The organism is Bacillus cereus group sp. TH152-1LC (assembly GCF_027710505.1).
Taxonomy (GTDB): domain Bacteria; phylum Bacillota; class Bacilli; order Bacillales; family Bacillaceae_G; genus Bacillus_A; species Bacillus_A mobilis.
The window spans coordinates 91,489-105,577 of sequence record NZ_JAQFNK010000002.1 but is presented as its reverse complement, the minus strand read 5'-3'; the positions used below and the strand labels follow the sequence as shown (position 1 = coordinate 105,577).

Genomic DNA, 14,089 nt, shown 5'->3' with positions numbered 1-14,089 from the left:
TTACAGCAAGAGAATGCTTGTACGCTGATCTGTACTGCATTTCCTTATTCCATGTATGCTATATTTCTATTTTTCTTTTTCTGTTATTAAAAACCTACAAAGAATAGCAACCACATTCAAGTATCTTTTTTCTTAACTATTTAATTTCGTTTACTACTAACTTCTTTTTACTTAAATAAACTGCTCGAATTGATTTTTTACAATTTCTTATGAATGCGTAACTACAATTTTGCATCTATCTTCTTTATATGCTGGGAACATCACCAAAGGCTGTCCCTGCCCTCTGTAAAAAACCTTACTTTTAAAAAGTAAGTTTTTTTGTATTTATTCATTTGCGATATAAGCATTCTTATACGTATAAACACCACCAAATTGATGCTTTTCAATTCCTTTTACATAATCCTTTTGTACGTAAGCTGATCCCATTTGATAAAGCGGTGCAACTGCAGCATCATCTAATAGAATACGCTCAGCCTCTTGCAATGCTTCCCATCTTTTCTTCTGATCTAGTACAAAATCGCTTTTCGCTTTCTTTATTAATTCATCGTAGTAAAGGTTAGAATAATTCATTTTGTTATTTGGATTACTCGTCGTAAATAGCTCTAAATAACTAATTGGGTCTTTATAATCCGGTCCCCAATTTGCCATAGATATATCGTAATCTCCTGTTTGTTCTAACTGTAATTTTTGCTTAAATGGCTGTTGTTTAATTTGTATCGTTAATCCTTGCAAATGCTTTTCTAAGTCCCCTTTTATATATTCTGCCATACGTTTTGCATTATCTTGTTCATACGTTAAAAACTCGAGGTTTACTTCGTCTGCTCCCAGTTCTTTTTTCGCTTCTTTCCAAATCTTTTTCGCATTTTGCAAATCATATGGAGAAAGATCTCCATTTTCTTTTCTAAACTCTTTACCAGTCTCCTCATTTATATGACCAACTGGTACAACTCCACTTGCAGACTTTGCCCCGTTATTAATAAAGTGAGCAACGAAATCTTCTTTATTTAACGCTAATGAAATAGATTGACGCACCTTTTTATTTGCTAACGCACTATTTTGCTCATTAAAACGTAGCATAGCAATCCCAGGTTCGCTCGACATATGTAATTCCTTATTCCCTTTATACTTGTCTACAAATTGAGAATTAATAGACACTCGATCCAAATCACCAGCTTCGTATAAATTAACAGCCGTCATTGTATCCTTTACAATCTGAAAGTTTATCTCGTCTAATTTCACTTTCTTTTCATCCCAATATGTAGCATTCTTCTTTAATTGAAACTCTTGTTCATGCTTCCATTTCTCTAATACAAATGGCCCGTTATATATGAGATTACTAGGTTCCAATGCATAATTACTTCCTTGTTCTTTCAAAAATGATTCATGCTGCGGTAAGTATATCGGCAATGCTAACAACTGTAAAAAATACGGAATTGGCTGATCGAGTTCCACTTCTAACTTATAATCATTTATAACTTTAACGCCAAGGTTATCAAGAGGCATTGTTCCCTTATTTATCTCTTTTGCATTTTTCACGTAAAAGAGCATGTACGCATATTGAGACGCTGTTTCACGGTTAATTGCACGTTTCCATGCAAACATAAAATCATTTGCTGTCACACTGTCTCCATTTGACCATTTTGCATCTTTACGCAAATCAAATGTATATTTTTTACCATCTTCACTTCTTTTAAACGATTTTGCTACCGCTGGAATAGGATGATCTTGATCATCTAATACATACAAACCTTCAAATATGTTTTGCATAACGTGTGCTGATGTACCATCCATCGTTTTCGCAGTATCAAGAGAAGGAATTTCTTCTGATACTGTTACATTTAATACTTGTTTTTTTGCCTCTGTATCACTTTTATTCGCTTTATTATTACAAGCTGTTAATAATAAAGTTGTAACAAGTGCCATTACCATTAAATGGCTCTTTTTTCGCTTCATGAGTTTTTCTCCTTAAGTATAAAATATTATAAAGCGTTATATATTATAGCAGAAATATGAACAGAAAGATGCGACATTCTTTTGAATATTTATTCGCTCAAGAAAAAAGCGATCCTTTTAAAAAAGGATCGCTTTTCCTAAATACAATTAAAACTAATTGTAGTCTCAATTGTATGAAGGAAACATTCTTTCGGAACTAACTCTTCAACAGAAACTGATACACATTCGTCACAATGATTATTAAAGCACCATCCTAAGAAATCTCTCCTTATTCTCTTTTTATCAGTGTTAACACATAAAAAGAAGTTCAGATAGAAAGTGGTATTTGACAAACCTTATATACTTAAGGTTTTTGTAAGGATCAAGTAAGAAAAACGAGAGCTTTGTTTCGTATAGTCAAAATATGAAGTGAAGGAAGAAAGAGAGATTAAGAGTTACCAGAGTTATTAAGACAAAATCAGTACGGTTGGTTTTAGATGAACATATCAATGGATTAGGCCTTTTTTTGCACCAGAACCATAATTACCATGCCTGTTTTTACCATCACATATTGGAGGTTAAAATATGAATAAAAAAAAGAAAATACAAAAAACAGTACTTTCCTTTACCTTGCTCTTTTCTTTTGGCATTTCATCTTTCCCGCTTACAACAGCTATTCACGCAAATACACATGCGAAACAATCTACAGAAAAGGAACGAGTCTCTTTAACAGAGCGGACATCGTTATTTTTTGAATATCTCCAGCAAGGTAAGTATGCAGAGGCACTTCAGTTGACGTCTGCTGCTTTTCAATCTAAGTTTACAGCAAACACATTACAAAACTGGTGGAAACAAAGTGACTGGAGCGGGATAAAAAGTATGGGAACCCCCGTGATAAAAGAACGAAACTTGGTCCATCAGACGGTGGAAATTCCAGGAACCACCCAAGGAGCTACCATACCGTTACTCCTTAAATTCACACCTGGTGGGAAAGTAGATGAAGTTGGGGTAAGGACGCCTCCAGAATCTTATATTATCCCGCAGCCTAGCTACGATCAACCTGCTTCCTATAAAGAACGTGAAATCGTCATTGGAAGTTCTACCTATCCGTTACCTGCCACATTAACGGTTCCGAAACATAAGCCTGGTGAAAAGGTACCCGTAGTTGTTCTTGTTCATGGTGCTGGCATCCATGATCGCGATAGTACATATCTGGGAACAAAAATCTTACGAGACATTGCGGTGGGCCTTTCGTCCAACGGAATTGCGGTGTTACGCTATGAAAAACGCACCTTTGAACACGCATTAAAGATGAGTGCAGAACCCGTTACGTTAGACCGTGATACTACAGATGATGCCATATATGCAGCAAAATCAGCAGCGCAGCAGGAAGGCATTGATCCAAATAATATTTTCATTCTCGGACATAGCCAAGGTGCTGGCACAATGCCGCGAATACTGAGCAAAGCGCCTTCCTCACTTGTTCGAGGAAGTATCTTACTCGCACCACCTGCACGCCCTTTGACTGACACTGCCATTGATGTGAGTCAATACCTTGGGGCGCCAAAGGAAGTAATCGATGAACTAAAAAGACAGTTCGCTTTTATCCTGGATCCTACTTTCGATCCTGACCATCCGCCAGCTGGATACAATTTTCCATTTCCGTCTCCTCATTTTATGTATGATGTTACTAGGTGGCGTCCAGTTGAGGAGGCAAAATCACGAAAAGAGCCTTTGCTGATTCTGCAAGGGGCACGCGATTATCAAGTAACAGTAAAAGAAGATTATACAAAATGGCAGGAAGGACTTTCAAACCGCGGGAATGTTCAGTTCAAAGAATATCCGAAATTGAATCATTTCTTCACGGAGGGTGACGGGGAATTGAGTCTTCCAAGTGAGTACGAAATCCCTGCAAATGTTCCCGAGTACGTCATCCAGGACATTATTACATGGGTCAATGAGACAAAAAAATAAGAAAACATCAAAAGCCTTCATGCAATCATTATTGCGTGAAGGCTTTTTTAAAACTAGTGATTTTATCTAAACCATTCTCTTCTGTTTTATTAATCAACACTCATAAAAAACTTCTCCTTTCCCTCTTTTTATCAGTGTTGACACATAGCACAGGGAAAGGTACAAAAACAGGCTGTGGAGAAGACCTTCCCCACAGCCTAAAAATACCTATCTTTGCAAACCTCGTTTATAACGACTTGCTTCAAATATAATACGCTCTTCATCTAACGTTTTACATTCGCCATTCCAAACGACACGTTTTCCGTTAATAATTACATCACTTACATCTTTTCCACTAGCAGCATATACAAGGTGCGATAACACTTCATCTGCTGGTTGTAAATGCGGCTTATTAGATGGGTCAACCGTAATAAAATCAGCACACTTTCCAACCTCAAGTGATCCTGTTTGTTTCATCCCGATTACTTCAGCAGCTCCTTTAGTCGCAAGTGTAAGAGCTGTTTCAACTGGTAACGCTATTGCATCTTGGTGAATACCTTTTTGTAGTAAAGTCGCTATGCGCATTTCTTCAAACATATCTAAATTGTTGTTAGATGCCACACTATCTGTTGCAATTCCTACTTTCATTCCTGCTTCTAGCATCGCTTTTACATTCGCTATACCAGAACCTAGTTTTAAATTACTATTTGGGTTATGTGCTACTCGAACATCATGTTCTGCTAAAAATGCACGCTCATTTTCATTTAATACTACACCGTGTGCAATAACTGTTGGGCGTTTAAATAACCCGCAACTTGCTGCATATTCTACTGGACGTTTCCCGTACTGTGCTTCAATATCACGTACTTCACGCTCTGTTTCCGAAAGATGAATATGAACCATCGTTTGATTTTCTACTGCAATACGAGCGCACTCTTCTAACAGTTCTGCACTACATGTATATGGACTATGCGGTGCAACCATCGTAGTTAACATGCCACTTTCGTTATAGTAGCGCTTCACATATTTCTCAGCTTCTTCGATTGCTTTCTTTTCATCGTCTTTCGTTCCGAAGCTAAATAAAGTTCTTGAAACAGCAGCTCGCATTCCGCTCCTTGATACCGTTTCCATAATTGCATCTTGATCTACTCCAATTGGATTAAACATGTCAGAGAATGATGTTGTACCACTTTTCACCATTTCAAGTAATCCTAATTCCGTACTAGCAACCGCAAGCTCTGGAGTAAACTGACTTTCAAGTGGCCAAATTCTCGTCTCAAGCCACGGTTGTAATAACATATCATCGCCAATACCTCTTAAGAGACTCATTACAACGTGTGTATGTGTATTTACAAGTCCTGGTAAAACCCACTTTCCTTTCATGTCAATTACTTCATCTACTGCAAAATCATTAGCGAATTCTCCGCTCTTTACATCTATAATTTGATCATTTTCTACAATGATATATCCATTTTCTATCACTTCGTTTTGTTCATTCATCGTTACGATTGTAGCGTTTACATAAGTTGTTTTCAAAAATATTTCCCCTTTCAACTCTATGAAGTTCCCTTTAATAAGTTACCACCATTATAGTAACTTATTAAAGATTAAGAGTCAAAAGATAATTTCAATTCTTTCATTATCTTTTCCTTCAAAATGCTATATTGTTTTTCATTTGTATCTGCAAATGCTTCTTCCCGGTTTGATTCCACATCCAAATAGTTCAGGTTTTCATTGAATTGAGCCTCTGTAAAATCAAATCTCTCCCCATCTATACTGTTATAAAAGTGCCACTCCTCTCCAACTTTTGTCTTTTTGATTTTCCCTCCACATATATCTTGAACAACTAAAGCTGTTACACCACACTGTCCCTTTGCTAGATTTTCACTTGTCCACTTTGAACTTGTTTCAATCGACCACAATTTTATAAGTGCTTCATATATTCTTTTTGCCTTTACATTATCCATTCTCAGCTTCTCCTACTATTAATAGTTTTACACATCATATTTCAAAAGGGGCAGTAATCGGTCCTTAAAAACCGTTGATGGTGTCTCTCCGATTAACTTTGCTCCCATTTTCAAATAATATCCTTTTGCATTCGGATCACTATCAATCGTAAAGCTTTTTATTCCTAGTTCCTTTGCTTGCTCTATTACAAACTTCCACATTATTTTCCCATACCCCTTTCCTTTGTAACGAGGATGAATGTATAAGAAATCGAGAGCTTTATCGTTACGTAAAAATGAGAAAAAACCAATCTTCGTATTATCGTTTTCTAAAACATATACAAAATTGTTTTTTATGTACTCATCGGTAATTGTTAAATCTTCCTTACAAGCAAGTATGAATGCTTCGCTATAGTTCCACGTTGCTTTTGAATGTAGTGCAAGTTCACTTAATTCATTTGCTTCACTTACTAACGCTTTTCTTATCTTCATGATTCTTTCTCCTCACCTTCAATATGTAACCTATTAAAATGATTCGAAAAAATAATTTAAAAAACCTCTTATTTCCGTAAATAAGAGATTATTTTTATAAGTCTTTATTATAGGTAACAATTTTTTAAAAGAAAAAGAACGCCATTCCTGAGAATTGGCGTTCTTTTTCTTTTAACCTGTATAGCATATTATATTAAGAATCATTTTTACACTTCTAAACAGTTTCTACTACCTCTTCAAGCATTGTTCCATTTTTAGCATAATTCGTATGCCAAGAAAAAGCTTTTTCTAAAACATGAGGAGTTTGTCCACCTCTTGTTTGTGCTTCTTCGTAATAAGCTCTTAGCTGGTCACGATACATTGGATGTACGCAACTCTCAATAATCAGTTCCACTCTTTCTCTTGGCGCTAATCCTCTTAGGTCAGCATACCCTTGTTCAGTGACGATAACATCTACATCATGTTCCGTATGATCTACATGAGAAACGAAAGGAACGATACTTGAAATGTTACCACCTTTTGCAATCGATTTCGTAACAAATATAGCTAGACGTGCATTTCTCGCAAAATCACCAGAACCACCAATACCATTCATCATCTTTGTACCTAAAACGTGAGTAGAGTTAACATTTCCGTATATATCTAATTCTAAAGCAGTATTAATCGAGATCAATCCAAGGCGACGAATGATTTCAGGGTGATTAGAAATCTCTTGCGGGCGCATCATTAATTTATCACGATATTTTTCAAAGTTAGAAAATACTTGTTGCATTTTCTCTTCAGAAAGCGTGATGGAGCAGCAGGAAGCAAAATTAACTTTCCCAGCGTCCATTAGATCAAAGACCGCATCTTGTAAAACTTCAGAATACACTTCTAAATCTTCAAACTCCGAATCTAGCATGCCGTGCAATACTGCATTAGCAACTGAACCAATTCCCGATTGTAACGGTGCTAAACTCTTTGTTAATCGGCCTACTTTAACTTCTTCTCGAAGGAACTCTATTAAATGTTGTGCCATAATGACAGTTTCTTCATCTGGAGGAACAATTGTCGATGGTGAATCCAGTTGATTCGTAAACACAATCCCCTTCACTTTTTCAGCATCAATTGGGATACCGATCGTTCCAATTCGATCATCCGTTTTTACGAGCGGAATTGGAAGCCTTTCCCCTTGTTTACCTGGTTCATATAAATCATGTAGCCCCTCTAGTTGCGTAGATTGAGCCATATTCATTTCAATAATAATGGACTTAGCATGTAAGGAGAATGCTAATGAATTTCCAATTGAAGTGGTTGGAATAATCATTCCATCTTCAGTAATCGCAACCGCTTCCAAAATAGCGACATCTATATCCATAACGTCAGCACGAAGTAACTCTGCTGTATGAGATAAGTGCTGATCCACAAATAAAAAGTCTCCGTTATTAATTCCTTTTCGCATAGTCGCATCGGCTTGGAAAGGCAATCTTTTCCCTAAAATTCCTGCCTCAGCAAATAATTTATCTACATCCGAACCTAAAGAAGCCCCTGTATAAACATTTACTTTAAAAGATTTATCATTCTTCACTCGGTTCACCAGCGCAAATGGGACTGCTTTTACATCCCCAGCACGTGTAAATCCACTTAAACCTAAAGTCATTCCACTTTCAATCCATGAAACTGCCTCTTCAGGTGTAACTACTCGATCTTTGAAACGTTGATCCCTAATTCTATCTAAATTATTCTCCATATGTAATCCCTCTCTCAATGAATATTCATAATTATTTTACACATTAACACTATCAAAATAGGGATTTTTGTACACAATGCCGAAAATTCAGATAAAACAGCGAATCTAGGTTCTAAAGCAGAAAAATTTAGAATCCTAGAAGCTTACGAAAATAGCTAGCGTATGACTGACTCACTGGTACCCTCTCTCCGTTATCCATAGAAAGTACAAAAGTAGAATGCGTATCAGGGTAAATCGCTTTAATATGATTAACATTTACAATAAAGGAACGGTGGCATCTAATAAAGGAATCTTTCGGCAACAAGTATTCGAATTCTTGTAGCGAGTACTTATGTGTTCCTGTTAACTCTTCTGAATTCACATACGTCTTTTTATCTTTAGCTTCTAAATACATCACCTTTGAAAAAGGAATCGGAACCCATCCATCTGTTGTCTTTAAAGTAACGACTGACTTTCCATCCGTTAAAGCTGGATAAATCGCCGTCACGCACCCTTCAATCTTCCCATTATTTGAAAACGGTACGGCCATTCCATTATAAGGAATACCGAAAACATCCCGATTAATAAACTCAGAGGCTTTTTGCTTCGTTACTATTGCTTTATGAGCAATCGTCCCTTCCTTAATTGGATCCCCGGCGCTAATCTTTAAATCAATTCTTTTACTTGGCCGATAGTAAATATATTCTTTCGTATCCGAAACGGCAATTGATATTTCATCTGAAAATAATTCCCCAACTACATCTAGTAGTATACCTAATGTTTTATCTTCCATAGTATGAACACCTCATTTACTATTATACTACTATTATGAACGGGCAGCTGTTGCTTTTACATGTAGTACAAGTTCACTTCATTCACTAGCTTCAATTACTATCAATTTTCTTACTTCCATAATTGTTTCTCTCCACCTTTAAAATATGAACTACTAAAGTATTGCCACAAGCAATAAAAAACCCTTTATTTTATATAACTTTAAATCAACTTGCTTCTTATATTACTTGCATTATAAAATAGAAAAGTATTCTAAAAAACATTTCATGTAGGGGGGAATTGCCTATGCCGTTGGATTCCATTTCAGGTAACGAATATTCCAACATTTAAAGGAGTGCCTGAAATTTGTTAAACTCATATATCAATTCATTCTTATATAAAAATATCGAAAAATTTAATGGAACAATTTTAATAGTCCATAAAGAAGAGACTCTTTATAAGCAGTCATTTGGAAAAGCTAATTATAATTAGGACATACCTAATACATCTACAACAAAGTTTCGTATTGGATCAATAACTAAAATCTTCACAGCAGTTTCAATTTTAATGCTGGTGGAAGAGGAAGAATTACAGCTACATGATACTTTAGATCGATTCATTCCCGATTTTCCAAAAGGAAATCAAATTACGATCAAGCATTTATTAAATCATACTGCTGGAGTCGGTAATATTACTGCTCAACATGACTTTTTATTAAAATCTTTACAGCCTCGAACACCGAATGAATTAATACAATGGATTATTGCGTGTCCCTTTGAATCTAGTCCTGGTGAAAAATTCAATTATTCGAATTCAGGATATATTATATTAGGAAAAATTATTGAAGTTATAAGTGGAATTTCTTATGAGGAATTTCTTAAAAAGAGAATTTTCTACCCACTCTCTATAATAAACACAGGCGTTGATTTGAATCATATGATTCAAAAACATAAAGCAACTGGGTATGAGTTACATCCAAACAATGGCCTACGGAACGCATCATTTATTCATATGTCTAATTCATATTCAGCTGGTGGATTAGTTTCTACAGCCGAAGATTTATATAGATTTGATAAGGCGCTAAAAGAAAATCGCTTATTATCAAGTAGGATGACATCTCGCATGCTTACTGCAGAATCTTACGGATATGGTTACGGTTGGAACATTGGTATGACTGAAAGAAATAATAAACTTATATTCCATCACGGCGGAATTAATGGCTTTACGTCCTCCTATTTACGATTAATTGACAAAGAGGCTACAATCATCATTTTAAGCAATGTATCTACACTATTAACATCGAGTCTTGCTAATGAGATATCTTCTTATATAGAAAGTAATTTTTAAAACTATTATAATCTGTAAAACCGTTCAACAATTTGAACGGTTTTACAAACAATTTAGTTCACCTTAGCTCCATAGCATCTAGCTACCGCAACTGCCTGTGCTATATCTAATGTTACATTTTTTAAATCAAAACTTGTAAAGTCAATTCTATCAACTATCGCTCCTTTTAAATTTGCACCGCTAAGTTTCGCCTTACCTAATTGTGCACCGGTTAAATCCGCTTCACGTAAATCTGCTTTTTCTAAATTACATTCATATAGGTCAGCTTCCATTAAACGTATACCCTTTAACATTTGTTTACTTAAGTTCGCGAACCTTAAATTCGTATAGGACCAATCGCCCGATATGATAGTTATTCCGTCTAAATTCGCTTCTTCAAAATCAGAGCCAGTCATTTTACATTCTTCAAACTTCGATACGAATAAATTCGCACCAACAAACTTACAATTTGCAAATGTAGTTCCTTTATGGATAGAGGCGTTAAAAAGAGAACCGGTAAAATCACATTCTATGAAGTTACAATTTTCAGTAGAAACTTCCGATGCATCTATCCCTCTAAAACGGCATTTTATGAATGTACAATTCTTCAATTCCTCTTCTTTAATCAAAACATCTTGAAAATCTATTTCTACATATTCTTTATTTACAAATTCACTCATAACTACTCCTCCATCTCCTTAAAGAAACCTCACTTCAAAAAAGTGAGGTTTCTTCTCATACAATATGCTTATCTAACCAAGAAATCAAATCTTGAAATACTTCATCTTTATTTACTTCATGGAACATTTCATGTCTGCCATTTTCATATAAACGCAGCGTTACATCTTTCACTTCACATTTTTTATAATTTTCATATACTTCTTTTACACCTTTCCCCATATCCCCAACAGGATCACGATCTCCTGAAAAAATATGTATTGGAAGGTTTTTCGGTGTTTTCTTGAACTCTTCTAGCTTATTTACTTCTAATACACCAGAAAACAATTCTCGATAAAAACTCGTCGTACAAATGAATCCACATAACGGATCCGCAATATATTTATCAACTTGATTATTATCTGAAGATAACCAATCAAATTTTGTACGATTTGGTTTAAAGTGCGAATTGAAATTTCCGAATGATAAAAAGTTTAACATTCGACTTTTCGTTTTTTCTCCGCGTAATTTCATCTCAATTGTCGCTACTTTATGACCGATACTTCCTAAAAGCCCTGGATTTCCACCAGTTCCTGAAATAAGGAATCCATCATATAATTCACCTTTCAGTTGTACAGCACGTCTTGATAAAAAAGAACCCATACTATGTCCAAGTAAAAATAACGGGCATGTCTGCTCTTTTCTTATCGTTTCTGATACAAAAATAACATCAGAAACAGCCTCATTCCAACCTACATTCGGTTTAAAATGACCATAATCTTCTTCTCTTTTCACTGTTTTCCCATGACCTTTATGATCATGTGCATAAACACCATACCCTGCTTCTAATAACGCAGCAATAAAGTCTGTATAAACACCTGCATGTTCTGTCATACCATGTGCAATTTGAATAATCCCTCGCGGATTTCTTTCTGGTAGCCACTTACGTAAATAAATTTCCGATCCATCCAATGCCGTAACGAAACTTTCCTGTACGTTCATTTCGTCAGCCCCCAACTCTATTATGTATATCAAAAAATGAATATCCATTCATTATTCTTATTATGTATTATATGCAATTGCCTTCATTATGACAAATGACTCACTTTTCCAATTAGCTCTTAAACTAATATATTGACGAACGGAAAATAAAATTATATAGTTACTTACATAAAGTAATTATTATATTTTTGGGAGGTTTCTATTATGATGCCATCATTATTTTTAGCACACGGCTCACCGATGCTTGCTATTCAAGATACAGACTATACAAGGTTTTTAAAAACACTTGGAGAAACATATAAACCGAAAGCAATTGTTATTTTCACTGCTCACTGGGAAAGTGAAGTATTAACGATTTCTTCATCAGATAACGAATATGAAACAATTTATGATTTTGGAGGTTTTCCTCCTGAGTTATACGAAATCAAATATCGTGCGAAAGGCTCTTCTAACATTGCATCTATGTTAGAAACAAAATTTAAAAACAAAGGTATTCCAGTCCATCATAATATGACGAGAGGTTTAGATCATGGCTCATGGACACTCTTGCACCGCATGTATCCAGAAGCAAATATTCCTGTCGTCCAAATTTCAGTCAATCCATTCCTTCCTGCAAAAGAGCAATTTAAGATTGGAGAAGCGTTTAAAGGACTTGGAAAAGAAGATATTTTAATAATCGGTAGCGGTGTTACCGTTCATAACTTACGAGCTTTGAAATGGAATCAAACGACACCCGAACAATGGGCCATTGAATTTGATGATTGGATTATTAAACATATGCAGACTACTGATAAAGATGCATTATTTAATTGGGAGAACAACGCCCCTCATGCACAATTAGCAGTACCAAGAGCAGAGCATTTTGTACCTTTATTTATCGCTATGGGAAGCGGTGAAAATAACGGTGAAATCATTCACCGCAGTTACGAGCTTGGTACATTAAGCTATCTTTGTCTTCAATTTTAAAGAAAAGGATGAAGCAATCGTTGCTTCATCCTTTTCCTTTTTCATTCACTTAGTTAACTAACTTCCAAATGTCGTTTCTCTGATACCTCTTCGTTCTTATTATGAAAATAAACCCAAATGCACGCAATAAATAGTAATGATGAAGTAGAGAAGAAAACATATTGGAAGCCCGCATGTGCTGCAATTTGTCCACCAAGTACTGGTCCAATCATATTCCCTAGAAACTGAAACGATTGATTATATCCAAATATTCGTCCCGTTACATGGGTTGGTGTATGTTGTTTTAGTAGAGTTTGTACGGAAGGTAATAATCCTGCTTGTGCGATACCTAATAAAAATCGAAGAATTAATAGTTGCCAAGCTGAGGTTACAAATGCTTGCGGGATAAAAATAATTCCTGCAGCAAACAACGCTACAACTAACGTTTTTTGAGGACCGATTTGATCTGATAATCTTCCTAGTCTTGGTGCTGCCAAAATAACCGCTAACCCTGTCGCTGACATAACTGCGCCTGCAATCATTTCAATATGAGCTGTTCCTGGGCCTTCTAAATTTTTTACATACAATGTAATAATAGGTTGAATTGACATGTTCGCAAGTTGAATAATAAATGTTGTTACAAACAAACTAATAATTAAATGCTTCGCTGGAACCATCGTCCATACTTTTTTCGTTTGTACTTTTTTTGCTTGAGCGGAGTGATTCTCTTCATGTAGGAAGAAAAAAACGATGAGAAAAGAAAGGAATAAAAAAGCTCCTGTAACAAGAAAAACATGGCGCATTCCAATTAACTCTGACAAATAACCACCAAGTAATGGACCAAGTAAAGAACCGCTCACTCCACCTGTTGAAATTGTGGAGATTGCCCAACCTGAATGCTCTTTCGGAGTTTCTGCCGCAATAAATGTCATCGCCGTTGAAAGGAAACCAGATACTGCTCCCATTAAAAATCTTAGTGCGACTAGTTGATACACATCCGTTACAAATCCCATAAGCGTCATAATAATCGCCATACCAAGGCTCGCACGAATCAGCATCAATTTCCGTCCATGTATATCACCAAGTTTCCCCCATATTGGTGATACGATCGCACCCATTAAAAATGTTATACCAAATGCAAGTCCCGACCACTGTGCAATACTCGAAGTTCCAGTTACCCCCAATTCCTCAATATAAAAAGATAAAAAGATAAAAAAGGAATTACTAAACTCATACCGGCTGCAGTGGTAAAACAACCTAGCCAACAAATCATCAAATTTCGTTTCCAGCTGGCCATTTTCACACCTTCTTTCTTTAGATACCCATTCTACACCCTTTCTTGTAAAAAGTTTAGTAA

The 14,089-nt window shown here is 35.7% G+C and carries 10 protein-coding genes and 3 pseudogenes; 3 read left to right on the top strand and 10 right to left on the bottom strand.

Annotated elements, in window-relative coordinates:
• Positions 1 to 136 precede the first annotated feature (136 nt).
• A pseudogene (locus tag PDL00_RS07135) lies at positions 137 to 252 on the bottom strand (ABC transporter ATP-binding protein); the annotation flags it as partial.
• 72 nt (positions 253 to 324) lie between these two features.
• Positions 325 to 1,953 carry a peptide ABC transporter substrate-binding protein gene (locus tag PDL00_RS07130; protein ID WP_242253970.1) on the bottom strand — a complete coding sequence of 543 codons (1,629 nt, stop codon included), beginning with the start codon at positions 1,951 to 1,953 and terminating at the stop codon, positions 325 to 327.
• 564 nt (positions 1,954 to 2,517) lie between these two features.
• Here PDL00_RS07130 and PDL00_RS07125 point away from each other — a divergent pair.
• On the top strand, positions 2,518 to 3,906 hold the full coding sequence (locus PDL00_RS07125; RefSeq protein ID WP_097843455.1) for an alpha/beta hydrolase: 1,389 nt from the start codon (positions 2,518 to 2,520) through the stop codon (positions 3,904 to 3,906).
• 207 nt (positions 3,907 to 4,113) lie between these two features.
• Here the strand turns inward: PDL00_RS07125 and PDL00_RS07120 are convergent, their stop codons facing one another.
• The 5 genes from PDL00_RS07120 to PDL00_RS07100 all read right to left on the bottom strand — a co-directional run bounded on the left by PDL00_RS07120 (position 4,114) and on the right by PDL00_RS07100 (position 8,824).
• Positions 4,114 to 5,439, bottom strand: a complete 1,326-nt coding sequence (locus tag PDL00_RS07120; protein WP_270728016.1) for a bifunctional S-methyl-5'-thioadenosine deaminase/S-adenosylhomocysteine deaminase — start codon at positions 5,437 to 5,439, stop codon at positions 4,114 to 4,116.
• 53 nt (positions 5,440 to 5,492) lie between these two features.
• Positions 5,493 to 5,852, bottom strand: coding sequence for a YunG family protein (locus PDL00_RS07115; protein ID WP_242253966.1), 360 nt, complete (start codon positions 5,850 to 5,852; stop codon positions 5,493 to 5,495).
• Between the two features lie 27 nt (positions 5,853 to 5,879).
• Positions 5,880 to 6,323, bottom strand: coding sequence for a GNAT family N-acetyltransferase (locus PDL00_RS07110; protein ID WP_061676666.1), 444 nt, complete (start codon positions 6,321 to 6,323; stop codon positions 5,880 to 5,882).
• Positions 6,324 to 6,537: 214 nt separating this feature from the next.
• Entirely contained in the window at positions 6,538 to 8,052 is a 1,515-nt protein-coding gene (locus PDL00_RS07105) for an acetyl-CoA hydrolase/transferase family protein (protein WP_270728012.1), read from the bottom strand.
• Between the two features lie 127 nt (positions 8,053 to 8,179).
• Positions 8,180 to 8,824 carry a LytTR family DNA-binding domain-containing protein gene (locus tag PDL00_RS07100; RefSeq protein ID WP_242253964.1) on the bottom strand — a complete coding sequence of 215 codons (645 nt, stop codon included), beginning with the start codon at positions 8,822 to 8,824 and terminating at the stop codon, positions 8,180 to 8,182.
• Between the two features lie 344 nt (positions 8,825 to 9,168).
• Between PDL00_RS07100 and PDL00_RS07095 the strand changes: the two are divergent.
• Positions 9,169 to 10,149 (top strand): annotated as a pseudogene (locus tag PDL00_RS07095) (serine hydrolase domain-containing protein).
• A 53-nt stretch (positions 10,150 to 10,202) separates the two neighbouring features.
• On the opposite strand, the gene PDL00_RS07090 reads toward PDL00_RS07095, so the two are convergent.
• Positions 10,203 to 10,808, bottom strand: a complete 606-nt coding sequence (locus tag PDL00_RS07090) for a pentapeptide repeat-containing protein (protein WP_242253962.1) — start codon at positions 10,806 to 10,808, stop codon at positions 10,203 to 10,205.
• 55 nt (positions 10,809 to 10,863) lie between these two features.
• Positions 10,864 to 11,787: an alpha/beta hydrolase gene (locus tag PDL00_RS07085; protein WP_270728006.1), complete on the bottom strand. Its 924-nt coding sequence runs from the start codon at positions 11,785 to 11,787 to the stop codon at positions 10,864 to 10,866.
• A 204-nt stretch (positions 11,788 to 11,991) separates the two neighbouring features.
• On the opposite strand from PDL00_RS07085, the gene PDL00_RS07080 reads away from it, so the two are divergent.
• Positions 11,992 to 12,753 carry a DODA-type extradiol aromatic ring-opening family dioxygenase gene (locus PDL00_RS07080; RefSeq protein WP_270728004.1) on the top strand — a complete coding sequence of 254 codons (762 nt, stop codon included), beginning with the start codon at positions 11,992 to 11,994 and terminating at the stop codon, positions 12,751 to 12,753.
• Positions 12,754 to 12,806: 53 nt separating this feature from the next.
• Here PDL00_RS07080 and PDL00_RS07075 read toward each other — a convergent pair.
• Positions 12,807 to 14,029: pseudogene (locus PDL00_RS07075) on the bottom strand (multidrug efflux MFS transporter).
• Between the last annotated feature and the right edge of the window lie 60 nt (positions 14,030 to 14,089).

Bases quoted from the DNA above. Each gene is read 5' to 3' on its own strand.
- PDL00_RS07125 (WP_097843455.1), top strand. From the start codon at position 2,518: ATGAATAAAAAAAAGAAAATACAAAAAACAGTACTTTCCTTTACCTTG.
- PDL00_RS07080 (WP_270728004.1), top strand. From the start codon at position 11,992: ATGATGCCATCATTATTTTTAGCACACGGCTCACCGATGCTTGCTATT.
- PDL00_RS07105 (WP_270728012.1), bottom strand. From the start codon at position 8,052: ATGGAGAATAATTTAGATAGAATTAGGGATCAACGTTTCAAAGATCGA.
- PDL00_RS07100 (WP_242253964.1), bottom strand. From the start codon at position 8,824: ATGGAAGATAAAACATTAGGTATACTACTAGATGTAGTTGGGGAATTA.
- PDL00_RS07090 (WP_242253962.1), bottom strand. From the start codon at position 10,808: ATGAGTGAATTTGTAAATAAAGAATATGTAGAAATAGATTTTCAAGAT.
- PDL00_RS07110 (WP_061676666.1), bottom strand. From the start codon at position 6,323: ATGAAGATAAGAAAAGCGTTAGTAAGTGAAGCAAATGAATTAAGTGAA.
- PDL00_RS07085 (WP_270728006.1), bottom strand. From the start codon at position 11,787: ATGAACGTACAGGAAAGTTTCGTTACGGCATTGGATGGATCGGAAATT.
- PDL00_RS07115 (WP_242253966.1), bottom strand. From the start codon at position 5,852: ATGGATAATGTAAAGGCAAAAAGAATATATGAAGCACTTATAAAATTG.
- PDL00_RS07130 (WP_242253970.1), bottom strand. From the start codon at position 1,953: ATGAAGCGAAAAAAGAGCCATTTAATGGTAATGGCACTTGTTACAACT.